At 43.5% G+C, this 20153-nt stretch carries 18 protein-coding genes and 1 pseudogene; 13 read left to right on the top strand and 6 right to left on the bottom strand.

Annotation, left to right across the window (positions count from 1 at the left end):
• Nucleotides 1-29: 29 nt before the first annotated feature.
• The 6 genes from BK127_RS46070 to BK127_RS13010 all read left to right on the top strand — a co-directional run bounded on the left by BK127_RS46070 (nt 30) and on the right by BK127_RS13010 (nt 6962).
• On the top strand, nt 30-422 hold the full coding sequence (locus BK127_RS46070; RefSeq protein WP_445667531.1) for a hypothetical protein: 393 nt from the start codon (nt 30-32) through the stop codon (nt 420-422).
• A 102-nt stretch (nt 423-524) separates the two neighbouring features.
• Nucleotides 525-1265 (top strand): LytR/AlgR family response regulator transcription factor, encoded by a 741-nt coding sequence (locus BK127_RS13030; RefSeq protein ID WP_076230482.1) that lies wholly within the window; start codon nt 525-527, stop codon nt 1263-1265.
• Between the two features lies 1 nt (nt 1266).
• Nucleotides 1267-2553, top strand: a complete 1287-nt coding sequence (locus tag BK127_RS13025; RefSeq protein ID WP_076230481.1) for an ATP-binding protein — start codon at nt 1267-1269, stop codon at nt 2551-2553.
• Nucleotides 2554-2675: 122 nt separating this feature from the next.
• The gene (locus tag BK127_RS13020) at nt 2676-4727 is read left to right on the top strand and encodes a serine hydrolase domain-containing protein (protein WP_076230480.1); all 2052 of its coding nucleotides are present in this window, start codon (nt 2676-2678) and stop codon (nt 4725-4727) included.
• A gap of 150 nt (nt 4728-4877) precedes the next feature.
• On the top strand, nt 4878-6047 hold the full coding sequence (locus BK127_RS13015) for a serine hydrolase domain-containing protein (protein WP_076230680.1): 1170 nt from the start codon (nt 4878-4880) through the stop codon (nt 6045-6047).
• A gap of 351 nt (nt 6048-6398) precedes the next feature.
• On the top strand, nt 6399-6962 hold the full coding sequence (locus BK127_RS13010; RefSeq protein ID WP_076230479.1) for a DUF1700 domain-containing protein: 564 nt from the start codon (nt 6399-6401) through the stop codon (nt 6960-6962).
• A 261-nt stretch (nt 6963-7223) separates the two neighbouring features.
• On the opposite strand, the gene BK127_RS13005 is transcribed toward BK127_RS13010, so the two are convergent.
• The gene (locus tag BK127_RS13005; protein WP_083689270.1) at nt 7224-8441 is read right to left on the bottom strand and encodes a helix-turn-helix transcriptional regulator; all 1218 of its coding nucleotides are present in this window, start codon (nt 8439-8441) and stop codon (nt 7224-7226) included.
• 157 nt (nt 8442-8598) lie between these two features.
• Between BK127_RS13005 and BK127_RS13000 the strand changes: the two genes are divergently transcribed.
• From BK127_RS13000 to BK127_RS12990, 3 genes are read left to right on the top strand one after another with little or no spacing between them, the layout of a single operon-like run.
• Complete coding sequence (locus BK127_RS13000) at nt 8599-10011, top strand: MFS transporter (RefSeq protein WP_076230478.1); 1413 nt, start codon at nt 8599-8601, stop codon at nt 10009-10011.
• 57 nt (nt 10012-10068) lie between these two features.
• Complete coding sequence (locus BK127_RS12995; RefSeq protein ID WP_076230477.1) at nt 10069-11229, top strand: Gfo/Idh/MocA family protein; 1161 nt, start codon at nt 10069-10071, stop codon at nt 11227-11229.
• Entirely contained in the window at nt 11226-12089 is an 864-nt protein-coding gene (locus BK127_RS12990; RefSeq protein ID WP_076230476.1) for a sugar phosphate isomerase/epimerase family protein, read from the top strand. The genes BK127_RS12995 and BK127_RS12990 overlap by 4 nt, the downstream gene beginning before the upstream one ends.
• Nucleotides 12090-12140: 51 nt before the next feature.
• On the opposite strand, the gene BK127_RS12985 is transcribed toward BK127_RS12990, so the two are convergent.
• The 3 genes from BK127_RS12985 to BK127_RS12975 all read right to left on the bottom strand — a co-directional run bounded on the left by BK127_RS12985 (nt 12141) and on the right by BK127_RS12975 (nt 13941).
• Nucleotides 12141-12530, bottom strand: a complete 390-nt coding sequence (locus tag BK127_RS12985) for a carboxymuconolactone decarboxylase family protein (RefSeq protein ID WP_076230475.1) — start codon at nt 12528-12530, stop codon at nt 12141-12143.
• Nucleotides 12531-12605: 75 nt separating this feature from the next.
• Nucleotides 12606-13283: a Crp/Fnr family transcriptional regulator gene (locus tag BK127_RS12980; RefSeq protein WP_076230474.1), complete on the bottom strand. Its 678-nt coding sequence runs from the start codon at nt 13281-13283 to the stop codon at nt 12606-12608.
• A 76-nt stretch (nt 13284-13359) separates the two neighbouring features.
• Nucleotides 13360-13941 (bottom strand): NAD(P)H-dependent oxidoreductase, encoded by a 582-nt coding sequence (locus tag BK127_RS12975; protein ID WP_076230473.1) that lies wholly within the window; start codon nt 13939-13941, stop codon nt 13360-13362.
• Nucleotides 13942-14112: 171 nt separating this feature from the next.
• Here BK127_RS12975 and BK127_RS12970 point away from each other — a divergent pair, with 171 nt between their 5' ends.
• Complete coding sequence (locus BK127_RS12970; protein WP_076230675.1) at nt 14113-15117, top strand: AraC family transcriptional regulator; 1005 nt, start codon at nt 14113-14115, stop codon at nt 15115-15117.
• A 64-nt stretch (nt 15118-15181) separates the two neighbouring features.
• Here BK127_RS12970 and BK127_RS12965 read toward each other — a convergent pair whose 3' ends face one another.
• A complete protein-coding gene (locus BK127_RS12965) occupies nt 15182-15961 on the bottom strand; it encodes an AraC family transcriptional regulator (RefSeq protein WP_076230472.1) in 780 nt (259 codons plus the stop codon).
• Nucleotides 15962-16111: 150 nt separating this feature from the next.
• Here BK127_RS12965 and BK127_RS12960 point away from each other — a divergent pair, with 150 nt between their 5' ends.
• Genes BK127_RS12960 through BK127_RS12950 form a run of 3 tightly spaced genes read left to right on the top strand, consistent with a single transcriptional unit; the run spans nt 16112 to nt 19080 of the window.
• Entirely contained in the window at nt 16112-17170 is a 1059-nt protein-coding gene (locus BK127_RS12960; protein ID WP_076230471.1) for an amidohydrolase family protein, read from the top strand.
• A 19-nt stretch (nt 17171-17189) separates the two neighbouring features.
• On the top strand, nt 17190-17540 hold the full coding sequence (locus tag BK127_RS12955) for a Rieske (2Fe-2S) protein (protein WP_076230470.1): 351 nt from the start codon (nt 17190-17192) through the stop codon (nt 17538-17540).
• A 19-nt stretch (nt 17541-17559) separates the two neighbouring features.
• Nucleotides 17560-19080: a glycoside hydrolase family 88 protein gene (locus BK127_RS12950; RefSeq protein ID WP_076230469.1), complete on the top strand. Its 1521-nt coding sequence runs from the start codon at nt 17560-17562 to the stop codon at nt 19078-19080.
• A gap of 431 nt (nt 19081-19511) precedes the next feature.
• Here the strand turns inward: BK127_RS12950 and BK127_RS12945 are convergent.
• Nucleotides 19512-20069, bottom strand: a pseudogene (locus BK127_RS12945) (IS110 family transposase); the annotation flags it as partial.
• Nucleotides 20070-20153 lie beyond the last annotated feature (84 nt).

The following is a 20153-nucleotide window of genomic DNA, read 5'->3' as shown; positions in this document are numbered from 1 at the left end:
CCTTGCACTATGCGCTGCTGTAGAGCCAAGTGCTTGTTCTACACTTTGGGAACGAAAAAGGCAGTTGTACCGCTGCGCTTGGGACCTACAAAACCGTAAGTCCATACGAAGCCAATCTGGCAACAGGAACAAACCATTCGGATGGATGGCACACACAGGTAACTCTTCTTTCCGAAGACCGCCAAATGACGGATTTTTCTCGGGTTATTGCTGCCGTTACGTTTGACAAACGCTTCCGAATAGCATATGGGGCAGGCCTGTTTGTAGGCTGTAGGAGCCGTTTCCAAATGAATTTCATTCATACCTTGGAACCGGATGTTATGGATGTGGAGCTCTGGTATTCCAAGCATTTCATTAATATACTGGAGTTTCAAAGAATCTCCGAAAAAGAAGCTCGTTCATTTGGTGTTGAGGGATTTTAATTTGCATTTCATCCAAAAGCTATCTATACAAAGTCAAAAGGTTGTATCATGCTTATATAGAGTTTTAGAATAAAGGTGTTGGAAATGAGAGGTATATCATTTATGTATAGAGTGGCTATTTGCGATGATGAGGAAAAACAAAGAGAGCATGCTAAAAACATCTTGATTACTTTGTCGATAAAGACAAATATAGAATTTGAAATCGAATTATTCGGTTCGGGAGAGCAGTTGGTATCCTATTATGAGCGTCATGAAACTCCATTCCATATTTTAATATTGGATATTGAAATGGGTGGGATGAACGGAATTCAAACAGCCCGAAAAATAAGAGGGTTAAATAACCTGGATGAACAAATAATTTTTCTGACAAGCTACCCTGAATATATGATGGAAAGTTTTGACGTCATGACATTCCAGTATTTGATAAAACCCATTGCCCCCTCGATCTTGGAGGAGAAAATGATCAAGCTATGCCAATTCTTTCAAGCACTTGATAAAAAGTTTATGGTCATCAAGTCAGCCTATGAAGAAGTCGTTTTAAAATATGATGACCTCATTAGTATTGAAGCTGCCAAAAGCTTAACCATAAAAAGCAAACTACATTTTATTACCTCTAATCAAACCTATGAAAGCAAAGGCATCATTTCAGATTATGCTTTGGCCTTAAAAGACTGTAACTTCTTGCAAATCCATCGTTCTATTATTATTAATCTGCTTCATGTGCAGAAATTTGCTAGCGGAGTGGTCCTCATGTCCAATGGCATGGAATTACCCATAGGTCGTTCTAAAATTAATGAGGTTAAAGATGTCTACACCAAATTTATGATTATGAAGGTCCTTTGATATGATTCCAAATAATTTTCCTATTGTCTTTAGCATTGTACTTGTGATGGGCGTTCAAATTAATTTTTTCTTCAACTCGGTATTTGATAAATCAGCTAAAAAACATAACCGATTCATTTACTTCCTTATCTTTGGGTTGCTTGATTACCTCTATCTGGTTATTCCCATCTCTCCTATTTTATCTTGGATTCTACCCTTGCTCATGATATTTAGTTTTGCTCAATCTTATCAAGTAGAAATTAAAGAAAAGATCATTTTTTCTATGTTTTACGGTGTTTTAATATCTCTTGTTAATTTTATATCCCTTTATATTTTTTATACCCTATATTCAGTTGAGTTTAGCTTTGACCCTGTAAATGAACATGATCAAATAGCCTACACGAAAGCTATTTTACTCAGTTGCATGATCATGTTTGCTATCATTCAGATCATACGACTACTTGCAAAACGTAGAAGTTACTCTTTGCATTATCGTTACTACCTATTTTTTTCGGTTATTCCTATCGTAAGTATAAACCAACTGAATATTCTAACTTATAAGGACGCCTATTCTTTCATATCCGTCATTGTATTACTATTTTTAAACGTTATGATTTTCTATATTTTTGATACGATCATTGATAAATTTCAATTCATGCATGAGAATACTCAGTTGCAACATCAGATGGACTATCAGGATGCGAATTACGAAAAAGTCGTTCACAGCTTCAAATCCATTAAAAGAATCATTCATGATACGAATCAGCAGTTTTTGTATATTGAAGAGTGTATTAAGCGAAATGAGTTAACAACTGCACTGGAACATATTAAGACGACATTAAATAAAGTCGAAGGAGCCTATCAACGGGTTAATACGGGGAATCTCGTTATAGATGCCCTTGTCACTAATACGCTTAGTATTGGACAAGCAAATGGCATAAGAATAGATACAAAGATTAACTTATGTTCACAAGTAGTCCATATTGACCGTTATGACTTATGTGTTGTCATTGGAAATATGCTAGATAACGCAATAGAGGCATCTAAAAAGTTAAAAATTGCAGAAGATAGGTACATTCTTATAAAAATACATTCTACCGAGTCTACCCTTCTCATTCACATCATGAATCATATGGAAAATGAAGTTGCCCACTTAAACAGCCAAAAATCAAACCCGGAATTTCATGGTATTGGATTAACGAACATAGCTAGAATCTGCGACAGGTACGGTGGTCATATGACCATTGAAACGAAACATAAACTATTTAATAATATGGTACTAATCCCATTTCATACCAACAATCCCTGAGCAACATGTTGTTTAGGGATTGTTTTTTTCGTTTCAGGGTGATTTTTTAATATAACAGCCCGCTTCCTTGTATGATGAATTCAGCAAGTAAAATCTAGATAGAATACGAGGAGGAACAAATAATGAAGAAGATGGTTTCTATATTAATGACCATTATGCTTATTGCAATACCGGTCACCTCTGCTTTTGCTCAAACGAATCCTGATACTGTAAAAGAAAAGGCACAGGGGCTGGCTTCGAAGATCGTGTCCGATTATGGTGTAAGTGGATTGCAGTATGCAATTATGGACCATGGATCCATTGTTTTATCGGGTAGCGCTGGTGTATACGATAAAGCGACCAAGAATCTGATAACCAAAGACACGATGTTTGGAATAGGCTCGGTAAGTAAAGTGTATGTAACTGCTGCAGCGATGATACTAGCTGATTCTAATAAAATTGATATTGATAAACCACTAACCACGTATATCAAGGACTTTAAAATGGCAGATGAACGATACACAAAGATTACACCGCGCATGTTGATGAATCATTCTTCAGGACTTTATGGTAGTCACTACGAGAATAGCTTTTTGCTCGATGACAATGATACGAAAAATCATGATGAACTATTGGTCAAACTACAATCAGAAAGGTTAAAGTCAAACCCAGGCGAATCCTCGGTATATTGTAACGATGGTTTTCAACTGCTTGAAATCTTGATCGAACGAGTAAGCGGGTTAAGTTACAGCGAATTCATTGAAACCTTTGTTAGCAAGCCTCTTCATTTAAGCTCTACTAAAACACCACGTGATTCATTTGATAGAGACAAGCTCGCAAAAACTTATTTTCCTGCGATAGATCAGGCTTTACCCGTTGAGAATGTCAATCTCATTGGGTCAGGAGGCCTCTACTCCACGGCCGAAGAATTAAGTAAGTTCGCTGAAGTATTAATCGGAAATCGAACGGATGTTTTATCTGAGAAATCAGCAAAGGCTATGCAAAGTCATGAGTATAGAAAGGGAGTGTGGGTTTCTGAAGAGACAAACAGCATTAATTATGGTCTTGGTTGGGATGCCGTTCGTTTAGAACCGTTTAGTGATTACGGAATAACCGCTTTATCCAAAGGTGGAGATACGCAACTGTATCACGCTGTTTTGACTACTCTACCCGAACATGATATTTCTATAGCCATACTTTCATCTGGAGGGAAATCTATCTACAATGGTATTTTTGCATCCAATGTTTTATTGGAATATATAAGAGTCAAAGGCATCATTAAAGAGCTCCTGCCTGAAAAAACATTTGAACCTCCATTGAAAGTGGATATGCCGCCGGATTTGCTTGCTTACTCTGGATTATACGGTAACGTAGGTAAAACGGTAAATCTGGATTTCAAGAACGGAGAGATTGATTTACCCGCTCTAAGCGGATTGATACCGCCTCAAAAATATGTATATATAGGCAAAGGACAATTCAAAAACAACGATGGGAATGTAACCATAAGCTTTGACCAACCGAAGAATGGAAAAACCTATTTAAAACTTAGCAATTATTTGAATTTTCCGGGATTAGGTCAAACGGTTATGGTAACGTATGAGTATCAAAAGTTAGATTCCAATCCTCTAAATCAGTCAACTCAAACGGTATGGGAACAAAGAAATGGAAAAAATTACTACGCATTGGATGAAAAGATAACTTCATTCAAGTATATGAATAAAGCGTTTTTGGCCTTAAATTTATCCGTTGATGTCAACCATGGATACGCATCCGGCACTCAAATTGTTGATAAGAATAAAGCAGTAAATGTATTTGATATTCCTATTTTTAGCGGAAGAGATGCCTTTGATTTGAATTTCTATAACATGGACCATACAGAGCAATTAATGATCGATGGAGAATCCTATATAAGTGAAGATGCGATTCAACCCATTTATGCAGGGAATGATTCATTTTGCACCATACCAACGGGTGGTCAGGCTAAATGGTATAAAATTGATGAAAACTCAGCCAATCGAGTCATGAACGTTGAGACTCCGGTAAGTGGGGGATTTGCCGTTTATGACGCGAATGGAATGGTTGTGAACTTTTCAAAGGCAACGAGCAATCATTCGGTAGTACTACCTGAAGGTGGGATGATCGTTTTTGGCGGTAATGAGGGCGATGTATTTAAAATTAATTTGAAGAATAAATAGACTACTCAACTTTAGCTGATATACTCCTGAAATTGAGGTTCTGTGTTGTTCGATGTATATGCAGGAGGTAGGTGTGAAAGGCGGAACAGATATGACGTATATATGAAAAACAAACTTACAATATTAATAGAGAAGAGGAATGAATGCCTTATGAAAATACGTAGTCAAATTACATTTGCAAGTCTGGCCCTTCTATTAACTGGAAGTTCCCTGCTATACACATCGCCAACCTCAATTGTAAAAGCAGAGCCCACTCAAAATGTATCTAGTTCTTTACAAACAAGCACTCAACAAGATCATAATTCCGTCAAGCAAGCTATGCGGGATACATTGCAACTTGGATTCCCGGGGATACTTGCTAAAACTTTTGAGGGTGGAAAAAAGTGGGGTTATGCCACTGGGGTAGCGAATCTGAGCACCAAGAAACCAATGGAAACAGATTATCGGTTTCGCATTGGCAGCGTGACGAAGACGTTCACCGCAACGGTTGTACTTCAATTAGCTGGAGAGAACCGCTTGAATCTAGACGACTCCATCGAAAAATGGTTGCCTGGTGTCATTCAAGGAAACGGATATAATGGTGAACAGATTACCATCCGGCAGATATTGAACCATACAAGTGGTATCGCTGAATACTCAAGATCCAAAGACGCTGATTTTATGGATACAAAAAAAACGTATACGGCTGAAGAAATAGTGAAGTTGGGGATTTCTCTGCCCCCAGACTTTGTTCCAGGAAAGGGCTGGTCTTATTCAAACACAGGATACGTATTACTGGGTATTCTTATTGAAAAAGTAACCGGAAACAGCTACGCGGAAGAGATTGAAAATCGGATTATTGAACCGCTTGAATTGCAGGATACATTCCTACCTGGCAATTCAAGCGTTATTCCAGGCACCAAGCATGCTCGGGGATATTCCCAACCAGACGAAGCAAGTGAGATAAAAGACGTTACTTATTATAATCCAAGTGCAGGTAGCTCGGCTGGAGATATGATTTCTGATGCTGACGACTTAAATAAATTCTTCTCTTACTTGCTCGGTGGCAAATTACTGAAGGGACAGCAACTAAAAGAAATGCTTACAACAGTTCCTGTAGGAAGAGCTGGAATCGATGGATATGGTCTTGGAATCTCTGAAACTAAGCTTCCAAACGGTGTCTCGATATGGGGACACACAGGTGGCATTCTAGGGTTTTCTACGATTGCTGGAGGTACACTTGGAGGCAATCATACGTTGGTCGTCAGTTTGAACAGTTTGGGTAGAGATAACAGTCCTAATCCTTTTAAAAATATTTTACTTGCTGAATTTAGCAAGTAGGAAAAACGGAAAAATTTTGTCATAGTTTTTACAGTTAAAAATATGCCTTTCTGGTTAAAAACCCGAACATACTTTTAAAAATAAATTTGGGGCTTTTTGGAATTATGACGGCAACTTTTTAAACCTTGCCCCCTCAAAACGCGCCTGGAAAACCCGCGCAATACATAGGGGGGATGCCCCTATTGCGTAACCTTGCCCGCTGTTTCTGCTTGCGTTCGGCGGTTGTTGGTACTGAATTGTACGATATATATACAGGAGGTACAATTAGAAGATTATTGAAATAAGAATATATTTTTTCATTTTGGCAAGAAAGTACAGAGGGCTATAACAGAAATAAAGGGGAGTTAAATTGTGGATAAAATTATGAATGACTATCTTATAAAAATTGAAAAGTATTTGAAATCTATGTCCGATTCCGAGCGTATTGACATTGTAAAAGAAATCAAATGTGTAATGCTTGAATTGCAAAATAATGGTGTATCTTCTGAGCAAATCATCGAACGGTTAGGAAACCCAAAAGAATTAGCGAAAGCATACTTAGTTGAAGTCATTTCAAAGAACAGTAAATTTAGTTGGCGTAAATTCGGCGCAATATTTGCATTTTGTAGCAGCTTTGCAGGCATCAACGGTATGTTACTTTTGCCGTTCATCAGTACTCTTTCCATTGCTTTAATGATTGGTGGAGTTATTACGCCGATAGGCGGAATTGTTAAATTTGTCGGGTATCTTATGGGATATGATATTGCCGGAATAACAATCGAAATGGGAGCATTTACACCAAGCCCAATGCAGTTCTTGCCAATTTCTATTGTGATTGGTGTGTTAATGTTTTGGCTTGGGGGAGTCTTATGGAAGCTTACTATTAAATATATACACGCAATTAGTCAGAAAAAAGAAAACAGTATAATAATATAAAGAATGGGGCGCGACGGTCATTCATAGACCACTAAGGGCTTGGATTCGATGCGGCAAATACCGTCACAAGTGGTATGAGCAAGCATCACCCGACTTTGTTGCGAAGGACCTCTTAGACGCTTGGACGCTTCTCATAAATCAGAAATATAATATTGCAGAATGACTATCTGACTCTTCGAAGCCATTCTTTTTAAATCGGTTATGATTGATGAGGCGTCATAGGTCAGCATCGCTAAATCTCCAGTTATTTTCAGGGGGAACTCAAAATTCTTTTCTATATCTGGACGGGGTCATGCCTTCCAGCTTATTAAATATACGAGTGAAATAGCCTGCATCATCAAATCCGACTTGACCGGCAATCCAGTCAATGGAGGTGTTAGCCTTTTTTAATAAAAGCTTGGCCTGGTCGATTCTTGTCCTATTCTGATAATTGGTCAGTGTCATCCCCGTTTCCTTTCTGAATTGCCTTGATAAATGTGAGGGATGCACAAGACAAATATGGGCCAGCTCTTGCAGGATCAAGGGTTTACTGAAGTAAACATGAATGTGTTGAGCTGCTTTTTGCACCAAGGGGGAATATCCAGAAACGGCACGACGGTTAACCATATCGCAATACTCTTCATACATCAAATCCAAAAGCGCAATAAGGGAATTGATGCTATCGCAGCGTTCGATCTGCTTGGAAAACTTTTCGGAGATGTGATGCAGGTAAAACGGCTGAACCTTTCCTCTGGCTGCAGCCATACGTAACAATGTGTTTAAAACAATTAACATGTTTTTCATTGCCCTGACAGGCTGATTGGGAAAGCGGTCAGAAAAATCAAATAAATTTTTGGTTTCCTTCAGGAGATGCTTCAACATTTTTTTATCCCCGTTTTCGACCGCACTCATAAGTTCTTTCTCTAATTCATATCTGAGTTCAATAACTTTCGTATCCATTTCATCGGGCTGCGCCAAAATATGCTGGATGTCGTTGGCATCTAATCGTTCCCACGTATGCTGTGTGTTTAATTTTCGATAAGGAACCTGTTGAATGGAGCCTGCTTGGTTCAAGATATTAACGGCACTCTGGATTCTGGCATTGCTGAGCAGCTTCAAGGAGCGAACGAACTCACCCATAGCCCTTTGTTTGTTTTGTTCTGTACGGAATAGCGCATTAATTTTGTCCATATCGGGTATCTGCATGAGAAAAGGTCCGACTACCCAAACAGTAGGTTGCTCCCCCCCCAACTCAAAGAATCTTGATAAATAAGTCAGTCCAAATACATTCGTGTATATGCAGCATTGTGTGGGATCCTGCTTGGATTGCCAGCTAAGTCTTAAAAAGTCTTCCTGCTGTGTCTGGAGCAAAAAAATTGGCAAGGGCTCATGAATATGCGCCATCTCTACAGAGCCATCGGGAGTCAATATGCTGGTATTCATATCAAGTACATGGAAAAGGGTTAAGCTTGCAGATGTCAGTTGAAAATGCTTGATCACAATGATTCAATCCTTTACATGTGAAATAAGTCCTGATAATGCAATTTACATCCTTCTCGTATGTTTTGAATTTGATTATACTCTTTTTGTAAGCAGTTTCAAATTGAAATCCAAGCTTGCTGAACGATGTTTTTTTGAAAATATTGGAGGGGGAACAATGAAGCAGCATGTCAGTCTGGAAGCCGCGAGCTCCGTGCATACAATGGTGGAAATTAAAAAATTCGGCTTTAGAGATAAATTGGGTTATTTGTTTGGCGATTTCGGGAATGATTTCTTCTTTATTTTAGTAAGCTCATTCTTGATGGTTTATTATACAGATATTTTTGGTATTAGCGCTGTGACGGTAGGGATGCTCTTCCTCGTAGCACGCTTATGGGATGCTCTGGCAGATGTCACCTGGGGCCGGTTTCTGGATACGAGGAAGGCTGGCAGACATGGTAAATTCAAGCCTTGGATATTCCGCATGTCATTTCCGCTCGTCATCTCGGGTGTACTGATGTTTGTAAAAATTCCTGGAATGTCGGACAGCTTTTATCTGGCCTATGCTTTTGTATCCTACCTGGTATGGGGAACTTTATACAGTACAGTCAATATTTCTTACGGCTCCATGGCCTCTGTCATTACGAGTGATCCTGTTGAACGTACAACCTTATCTACATTTAGAACGATGGGCGGCTCGTTAGCGAGCTTAATCATTAATGTAGCGGGACCTTTGATCTTGTTTGTAGACAATAAGGCAGATGCAAGCCGGTTTACATTAGGGGCTATTATTTTCGGAATACTGTCTATTTCTTGTTATATGGCGTGTTACAAATTATCTACGGAACGGATTGTGACTCCCGAAATCAAGGGGCGCAAATCCCATCTCGGCCAAACCTTAAAAGGATTGTTAAGAAATAAACCGCTGCTGGCTATTTTAACCGCATCTCTTATTTTTATGATGTGTAATATGCTCTTAGGTGCAGTCAACGTCTATTTGTTTAAAGATTTTTTTGGTCATGCAGCTGTACTAAGCCTGGTTGGTTTTATCCAGATCGGTACCGTATTTATTGCAATTCCGCTAGCCAAACCGTTGGTAGCCAAATTTGGCAAAAAGGAAACAGCCTCTGTGGGTATGTTAATCGCAGGTTTGGTGTATACACTTTTATATTTCTTGCCTCATTTATCCTCCATCTCGTTTATTGCGATTTCAGCTGTTGGTATGTTTGGATATGCATTTTTTAATCTTGTAGTCTGGGCGTTCGTTACCGACGTGATCGATTATCATGAGTATTTAACGGGTTTACGCGAGGATGGAACCGTGTACTCTGTGTATTCATTTTCCCGTAAGGTCGGTCAGGCGATTGCTGGCGGTATCGGAGGGGTAGCGTTAACGGCAGTTGGCTATGATGCGACTCACAAGGTACAAACGCAAAGCGCACTGGATGGGATTCACACGATAGCTACTCTGGTGCCTGGCGTCATCTTTTTAGTGGTGTTTGTCATTTTAGTATTCTTTTATCCATTAACCAAGCAGCAATCCAAGCAGCTTACTATTGATTTGGCGAGTAAAAGGGAAATCCAGTCTTGAAGCATGGCGTGAAAATGAAATAAAAATCTTCGAACTATAGAGAGTGAGGAAAAAGTAATGAAAAATGTAAAAATGGGAATTATCGGTTTGGGAGCAGAAGGCGGATTATATGCTGGATTTTTGGCAGATGGCAAAGTGAAGGGTATGGTGATCGGTGCGATCTGTGACATAGACCCAGCCAAAAAAGCCTTGTGCGCAGACAAGTATCCGGGCATCCCGTTCTATAACAACTATATCGACATGCTGGAGAGCGGAGATGTTGACGCTATTGTGACGTGTGTACCGCATTATTTGCACCCGGAGATGGGAATCGAGGCACTCAAGAGAGACATTCACGCCCTGGTGGAAAAGCCGGCAGGCGTGTATACGAAGCAGGTCCAAGAATTAAATGACTTTGCAGCGACCAAACCTGAGCTGACCTTTGCGATTTTCTTCAATCAGAGGACAAATCCGTTGTACCAGAAGCTGAAAGAGTTGATTGATCAGGATGAAATTGGCGAGATTCGCCGGACGAACTGGTTGATTACAACCTGGTGGAGACCGCAGGGCTACTACGATCAGAGTGAGTGGAGAGCAACCTGGAAAGGCGAGGGCGGAGGTGTGCTTGTCAACCAGGCGCCGCATCAATTGGATTTGCTGCAGTGGATTTGCGGAATGCCGAAGAAGGTATATGCGAATGTAAAATACGGCTATCAAAGAACGATTACCGTTGAAGATGAAGTTACCGCGATGTTTGATTACGAGAATGGGGCGACAGGCGTATTTATTACGTGCACGCATGATGTTCTCGGTACAGACCGTTTTGAGATTTTAGGTGATAAGGGTAAAATCGTCGTGGATGACAGCAAGAAGATTACGATCAAACGACTTATGAAGCCCGAGCCTGAAATGAGTTCGACGATGAGCATGCAGGATGTGATGAAAATTTTCATGGGACAAAGCGCATCTGAAATCTACAGCGAAGAAGTGCTTGAATTTGAAAGTGTATGGGGCGCTCAGCATATTGCCGTATTGGAAAACTTTGCTGCCAATATTAATGATGGAACACCTTTAATTGCAGCAGGCAGCGAGGGTATTCATGGAGTCAGGCTGGCGAACGCGATCCATCTATCGGGCTTTTTGGGCCAAGAAGTCGAGATTCCATTCGATGAAGAGCAATACGTAGCAGAATTAAATAAAAAGATTGAAGAAGAACAACAAATGGAGGTATCCAAATGAAAAAGGGTAAAATCGGTGTTCAAATGATGATGCTCAAGGGGAAAGTGGAGCAAATCGGCGTGTATGAGACGATGAGAAAAATAAATGAGCTTGGGTATCGCTGTGTAGAGGTTTCACAAATTCCGATGACGGCTGACAATGTATCCGAGCTCAAGAGAGCCAGTGCAGATTTCGATATTCAAATCGCTTCACTTTCTGCCGCCCTGGAGCCGATGATGCCCGGTATGCCTGGTGAAACCTTAGCTGCTGATTTCGATAAAATTGTAAATGACTGCAAAACCTTAGACTGCAAGTTTTTACGTATAGGGATGCTTCCATTAACAACCATTGGGAATAAAGATAAGATCATGGAATTTGTCAAAAAAGCAGATGGTGTCGCAGCCCAACTAGCCGAGCATGGAATCGAATTATATTATCACAACCATCATATCGAGTTTCAAAAATATGATGGCGAATACTTGATGGATATTATCAAAAACAATACAACTCATCTTGGTTTTGAATTTGATATTCACTGGATTCAAAGAGGTGGGGAAAATCCAATAACGTTTATAAAGAAATATGCAGGCCGCATCGCCCTCTTACATTTGAAAGACTACCGGATCGGTCAGATCGATATGAGCGCATTAGCGGGCAGTCTGGATATGGGTAAGTTCATGCAAGCTTTCACGAATGTGGTTGAATTTGCCGAGGTTGGTGAAGGTAACCTGGATATGAAAGGTATTATTGAAGCGGGTCTTGAGAGTGGCTCCCAGTATTTCCTGGTAGAGCAGGATGACGTATACGGACGTGATCCGTTTGATTGCTTGAAGACATCTGCAGATAACCTTCGAAAACTGGGCTATGCCGACTGGTTTTAAATTTGCGCTAATTTAGAGGGCTGCCGCAGGGCAGCCTTTTTAGTATGTCGTTCAGCAGAAGCAGTCAGGTGGGGAGGAGGATGAATCCGTTGACTTGTGGGTGGGAGGATGGGACTGCTCCTCAAAGGATATTAAGGCATGTGTCGCATGACTGAGAATGGCACCTGTCCGCGTAGAGGCTGCGATCATAATCGCCTCCAGCATTTCCTCCTGTGTGCCTCCGAGGGCTTTGCATTTTTTTACGTGCACATCAATACAGTAGGGGCATCCGGTCACATGAGCAACGGCGATGGCAATCAGCTCTTTCATTTTCAAAGGAATCGCATTGGTGGCATGAAAGACATCTTGCTCAAAGGTCAAGAAAGAAGCCGCGGCTTGTGGAGCAAGCTGTATCAGCTCGGGAATTCGCTCCAGATTGGAGCGGTCATAATAAGGTTTCATCGTGTACCTCCCATACAATTTTGGTGAAGCTATACTTGATTGTATGGGAATCCGGCTGCAGCTTCAGTGACTTAGTCACAAAAGTGGATGGATGATGAGATTGAGTATAGAACGATCAGTAATGGTGATCCTTCCTCTGCCCAAAACGATAGCTTTTTTAGCTGCCAAATCCTTTAAAGTACGGGTAATGACCTCGCGGGAGGAACCCAATTCAACCGCCAGCCGTTCATGAGTGATGAACACGCTTGAAGCTTGTGCAGACTGCAATAGCAAATATTCGGCAATCCGATAAGGAATCGATTGAAAGGCAACATTTTCAAGCAGATGAGTGACATTCGTCATCCGGTCAATAAATTGCTTGAAAATGTATTGCCGTATCGGTTGGTGGGTGTTCATCCAAGTCCTGAATTGTGCGACCGGGATCAGTAGAACCTCAGTCGCGGCTTCGATCGAAACCGACGCTTCGTATTCCGTTTCCCCTAATATACTAGCCATCATAAGCACACAGCACTGACCGCTGCCCACACGATACAAAGTAATTTCTTTGCCTGATGAGCTTATTTTGAAAACCCGAATCCAACCATCCATGATAAACATCGCATGTTGAAGCATATGGCCTTCTCGAATCGAGTGTGGAGTGGAGGGAGTAACGCGAACGAGTTGTGCCAAATCCCAGCTTTCATCGGGAACGTGAGAAAAAACGGGGAAGACTTGTTGAATGTGATCCCGTTGTTGATCACTCAGATTAGTCATACATCGGCTCCTTAGGCGTAGTGGTCACTTAAATATTTCTCCACAACTCCCTAATCACCTGTTTCCCAATTGGGGGTCATGCTCTCTTGCTGCCCAGCGCCTCCACATTCCGAAGCCACTTTTCCCTTGTTTCCGCAGAGGTTGTTTTTACCATTCCCATTTCGGTAATGGCTACAGGATGGATGCCGCAAAATTGCAGGACGACACTCTTCATGATGTGATGACCTGCTCTTCTTATGAACAGACGGTAATACCAGAGCGGGGAATCCATAGTGACGATAAGACGAGCGGATTTCCCTTTCATCAGCTTCTCGACCATCACAGAATCTGGCTTGGATTTGAAAGCAAAGCCAGGTAAAAACACCCGGTCAATGAAGCCTTTCAGGATTGCTGGCATCGTGCCCCACCAGTTTGGATATACAAATACGAGATGATCAGCCCAGCGGAGCGTCTCCTGAGCAGCTAGCAGATCAGGCTCCAGCTCGGTCCGTTGATGATAACCGTATTTCAAATTGGGGTCAAAGCTGATCTGGGCGAGATCGAGGATACGAACGTCTGCGCCGCTGCTGACAGCACCTTTCGTGTAAGCCTGTGCTAACGCATTGCAATAGCTTTTGGGATAGGGGTGGCCAATGATAACAGCAATATTGTTTTTCAAAATAATTCCTCCTCGTTTGTATGTGGATACACGAGACCAGCCGCATCGCTCCACTTTGCAGGATGTCCGTGATAAGATAGCTATAGTGTAATGATAAGCTCGGATGCTGTAAGTACCCATGATGAAATACGCAAAGATATTGATCTTTTATGCAAAGGAGTAGTGGGCTGGATGAATACACAGGGTGTTTCAGTATCTCTTCTGTTTCCGATCATGAAGTCACTGGTTTTAGGCGGGTATGATTGGGACGCCTTTTGCACATATGCAGAAATCGATGCGGGCCTGTTGTTGAGGGAGGAGGCGCGTATTGCGCAAGAGGAATTTGAGCGGATGGTGAAGGCGGCTGCCCGATATACGGGGGATGATATGTTTGGGCTGCATCAGGGCCAGCGCATGGGAATTTCCGATTTAGGCGTGCTGGGTTATGTCATGCTGCATTCCAAGACCTTGGGTCAAGCGCTGTCGGCCTATCAAAAATATAACTTTATCGTCTGCAGCGGGTTCAATGCTGATATCGACATTGAAGGGGAGGATGTCATTATTTCGCTATTCCTCAACAATTCTCCTGAAGTGCCAAGCCGACACTGCATTGAGGACATGACGGTATCCTTTTACCAGATACTGCTCGGATTAAGCTGCAGAGTGATCCCGATTAGGGCGGTTCAATTCATGCACGGCCCACCAGCTGTGATGGATGAGTATGCGACTATTCTGGGGGTTGTTCCTCAATTTCATCAGCAGGCTAATACACTACGGTTCAGTAAAGAGGTGCTGGAGTATCCAGTAATAGGTTCAGATGCGCGACTGCTGGGGGTTTTTAAAGCGATGGCGGAGGAGGTTAGAGTTAAGCTAACTGTGGGCTCCGACCTAAAAGTCAAGCTGAGCAGATGGATCATCGAATGCATGCCTTCCCATTTTCCAACCCTGCAGGAGGCCGCCAAGGAGCTGCATATGAGTGTAAGAACGCTGCAGTCCAGGTTGAAAGCAGAGGGAACCTCGTATAATCGCTTGGCAAATGAAATCCGCAAGGAGCTCGCTATCCGTTATTTAGCCCAGCATGAATATTCAATTGCAGAGATTGCATATCTACTGCATTTCTCCGAGCCGAGTGCGTTTCAGACAACCTTCCGTAAATGGACGAATGTGGCGCCCGGGGAATACCGGCAGCGTGCGTAAGCTTACTCCAAACAGGCTCAAAACTCCGAATCCCCTATCCCCATCCTTCTCGACAAGACACTCATCAGCTCGTTGTATATCCGGTTTTCAGCAAGTGTGACGGTGGATGGCCTACAATCTTCTTGTATATATAGTTGAAATAGGTCTGATCGCAGTAGCCGAGCGATTCTGAGATTTCTCCAATCGTCATATTTGTGGTTAACAGCAGCTCTCTGGCTGCAGCAATGCGTACTTCATGCATGTACTCCACGGGGGTCCATCCGGTCACTTCTTTAAAAACATTGGAAATGTAATTTGGGCTCCGGTCGACGTGTTCGGCGAGCTCTTTTAAACGGAGCTGACTGCGGTAATTTTGTACAATATATTGCTGCACACGAATCGCCAGATTACGTCTGGAGGAAGGAATCCCACCGGAGACCAGCTCTCGCTGAATCATCCCCAAAATTTCCATCAGGATGCCCTTGGAGATCATTTCATAACAGGGCATCTTTCCGATCCAGCATTCATGAAGCACAGACATACGCTGTTTAAGGTAATCGTTACCGAGCGGACGTATGATTTTGTATGGCTCATCCATGAAATAGGCGAGCTGCTCCGGAGGTAAATCGCTAAAATGCATGGAATACATTTGCTGCGGATCTGTCACATCGCTTTCTGCAGAACGCAGTGTTCCCTGCGGCATAAATAACCCCTCTCCTTTTCCAAGCGTGACGGTAGTGTCATCGATATGGTAATGAACGTTGCCTTTGACAACAAGGATCAGGATATGATGTCGGGTCGGAGCTAAACCGACTTTCCAGTTGGTTCCGTTCGATTGATCGAAATAGATATGCTCGATTTTCAAAATAGATGCCCTCCTATTTAATGATCCTAACCATAATCGTTGAATCGTTAAAAAAAATGTATGATTACCAATCGTAATTCGAAATCAATGATTTTACAATAGAACCTATAGTGCATAGAGGTAATAACTTGCAGGAGAGGTGTCTAATACATGGATAAGGATTTGCGAATTATTGATGTCGATGTGCATAATGACCTGAAGAGCCCGCAGGAGCTTGTACCCTATTTACCTGAACCATGGAGAACCCGGGTAGCTGCATCGGGAATCGGCATGCCAGGTCACGGTTATATGTCCCCTGTTGGAGTCGTGCGTAAGGACTGCATGCCGCCTTCTGGTGGCCCATCAGCTTCTGATCCCGATTTTCTCGTTCAAGATCTGATGCAGCAGTTCAACATGGAACATGTTATTTTAACTGGCAATATGACCAATATTTCAACGATGCATGATCCCGATTATGCTGCCGCTATCGCTTCGGCCTACAACGATCACATTATTGCCGATTGGTTATCGAAGAATGATGCCTTTCGGGGTTCGATTACCGTAGCGCCGCAGGATCCGCTTTTGGCTGCCAAGGAGATCGACCGTCTGGCCGGGCATCCAAGCATGGTGCAGGTGCTGATGGGCAGTGCCCAGCGTGCACCGCTCGGTCAGCGCCAATTTCATCCGATCTATGAGGCTGCTTCACGACATGGTCTCCCGGTTGCGATTCATCCAGGCGGCGAAGGAGCGGGCGGGACTCCGCCTCCAACTCCAGCCGGTTACCCTACACGTTATCTCGAATGGCATACCTGCTTGTCGCAAAATTATATGGCGCATTTGGTCAGCTTGGTCTGCGAAGGTGTGTTCGAGAAATTCCCTAATTTAAAATTCGTCATGCTGGAGGGCGGAATTGCGTGGCTGCCGCACTTGATGTGGCGTCTGGACAAAAATTATAAAGGGCTGCGTTCCTCTGTACCTTGGCTGAAGCGAATGCCGAGTGCCTATATACGTGATCATTGTATGTTCTCAACCCAACCCATTGAGGAGCCTCAAGACCCGCAGGAATTGATTTCCATCTTCGATATGATCGATGCCGAGAACATCCTGATGTTCTCAAGTGATTATCCGCACTGGGACAATGATATGCCGACAGAAATATTGAAACGGCTAAGTCCTGAAGCGCGGACGAAAATATTTAACACCAACGCCAAAACGTTATATAAAATCTAGCAGGAGGGATTTAACTCATATGGCGATTCATTATGTGGCTCAAGCAGATGAAATTGAAGAGGGCAAGAGTAAGATTGTTGACGTCGAAGGTCGGTCAATTGGTATATATCGTATTGGTGAGGCGTATTATGCGCTGCATAACCGTTGTCCGCATGAAGGGGCACCATTGTGTAAAGGGCCTGTCTGCGGGACCACGCTGCCCTCGAATGTGTATGAATATGAATTTGGACGCAAGGGAGAGCTGGTACGCTGTCCTTGGCACGGCTGGGAGTTCGACATCAAAACTGGCAAATCGGTTTTCGATGAAAAGGTGCGAACAAGAAGCTATAAAGTCCAAGTCGATGAAGGCAAAATAGGAATTATCATATAAAGCCAGGGGAGCGATTGCATTGAGTTCGGAATCTCCAGATTATTATCGGGCGCGGATCATAGACGCGCCGGACAGATTATTGCCTGAAGGCAAACGGCTGCCTCACGGATGGTCAGCCGTCCCTGTTGTTAACGAGCCGCTGCAGTTGGAATGGCCGGACACCGGGGATTATATAGCACGCAAGCTCCCGGCACCATCCCGGCTTCGTATCACGGTTGCTCTGGATTACAGAGACGCCAAGCTTATAGAAGTATTTTTGCCGGAAACGGGCTCCGTGTTAGGCCATATTGATATTCGTTACGCCTATGTATTTCAACCCTTTGAGCTTGCGCTTACTGCCGAACAGACAGAAGCCGTACTGCGTCAGGGCGTCGGTATCAGGGTGGACGAGGGAGAATGGCCGTTGTGGATTTTTGATGCGCTGGAGGGCGACATCTCGCGCAAATTGTATGCTCCGCATCTGTTGATTGGCGACGATCAACAGTCTATGAAGCATTATTTGGATAGTGTATCATCGTTATCATCCCTGCAGCCCTTCGGCTGGCTTGAAGGCTGTGTGCTGGATGGCATTTATGCGATGCGCAACGTGCTGGGCGCGCAGCGGATTGATCAAGTGATCGAGGCTCATCTTGGACAATTTCTGGATAGCGAAGGCAATCTGCATTACGAGGATCTTCACGGCAGGAAGGCAGACGGCTCATTTACAACGATCGAAGCCACATTGCCCTTGGCCGTCATTGTTAAGGTATGGCCGGATCATTCGATCGTCACGGGGGCGCTGGAATTCTGGAGCTCGAGAGGCACGGATACAGCTGCCGGAGGGCTCGTTATCGACGGTGACGCGGTGACTGCAGAAGGGGCTTATACAGTGGCCTATCCGCTGGCAGCTATTGCCTCGCGGCTGAATCGGCAGGATCTTGCAGAGCAGGCTATTCAGCAGCTCCTGCTACGTCGTGATTGCTTGGCTGATGGCAACCACATTTACTTAAGATATTTTCAGCAATCACAAACCCATACGTTCCGCAGTTGGTCGCGCGCATTTGCGTGGTACATGCTGGGCATGACCCAAACATGGATTGAGTTGAAGACGTCTCGTTATGCCTCTCTACCGGGTGTAAACGAAATCGAAGAAGAACTCCGCCGCGTCGCCCAAGCGGCACTTTCCTGGCGGCAGCCGGAAGGGCTGTGGACCTGCTTCCTGGATGAGCCACAAACAGGTATTGAGACATCCGGTTCAGCTGGCATTGCGGCAGCGATTGCCCTTTGTGCCAAGCATGGCCTGCTGCAAGAGTCGTATGCGGTCGTGGCAGCGGAGAGCCTGAACGTGCTGGCAGCCTATTTGACACCGGACGGTATCCTGTCGGGTGTGGCCCAGCATAATGCCGGAGGCCTGGAATTGCAGCGCGGTGGTTACCGTGTACTATCGCAAATGGGGATGGGCTTGATGGCGCAGCTGTATGCGGCGATTCATTCTGATGCAGGATTGTCTGCGTTAGGTTCGCGGCTGAGCGATGACATAGGGGTCCGCGATTATGAATAACGGACAGACGATAGACTTGGGGGTAAGGGGTAGAAGATAAAACCACAAGAATGAGAGAGGACATGGGTGTGGGGTGGAAAGTTGACGGTCCGTCTTTGAAGTCGTGTTCCCACCGCCTAGTCTAATTCATGGAACACGACTTCAACAACGGCTGGAACCACATACCCATGTCCTCGCCAACGCACCCACGTATGGGTTTAGACAAGAACTGAGCCGCAGGTTGGGTTTTTCTTAACATTATAGCGCACTATGTCAAATTAATTTTTCAGACATTTGGGTAACTCAAACACACCTAACCACCCGAGCGAATGCAATCTTAAGCATCTTGTTACCCATGGCAATGAAGATGGCATGCTCATGCTTACCACGACCTTTAAAACGTTCATAGAAAGGCTTTAAATCCTGATTATGCAAACAAAGATTTCGTCCTGTCAGGTTTCACGCCAAAGAATATCCATCAAGTTACGGATCTCCATACGTAGAGTAGAACGTTTGCGGATCTCGGAACGCCGGGCTCGTGTGAGAACCAGCAGATGCTGATGGTGACCTTCGAGAAGCTGGGTCTGGGTGGCTTTGTTGCTTTTAATGGCATGGGCAATGGCAACTAAGTCCAAGTCATCCGTCTTGCACCAATTTAGCGCACTGGCTCGCTCTTCGAAGGTAGAGTAAGGATTGAATATCTGTATGTGGAAGCCATATCTGGACATCTCCCTCACAATGTCTTCATAGTAATGTCCAGTGGCCTCAATGCCAAGGAATAAGCGTTCCGCCTGAACTGCAGCAAGGGCATGATCAATTTTTTTTTGCAACTGTTGCATACCGGATTCACTCACTGAGAAGAAAAAAGGCCTCTCAATAACGTCACCGAAATAATTGCATATGAGAGCTTTCTGGTGAAGCTTGGCAGCATCAATAGTCGCAAATAGAGCCATTAATTGTTGGAGAGCAGATTGAAAATCCAAGTCACGAACTTCATCGGCGTACAAGAAAGAACGGGCTGCCCCTTCTTTATATATTTACTCCAAACAGGTTCCAACTTCCCACTTGACAACTGATAAGGATATCGAGCAAAA

The sequence above is a fragment of the Paenibacillus sp. FSL H7-0331 genome, assembly GCF_001956045.1.
Note: the sequence above shows the minus strand (reverse complement) of the source record. Positions and strands in the feature narration are given on the sequence as shown.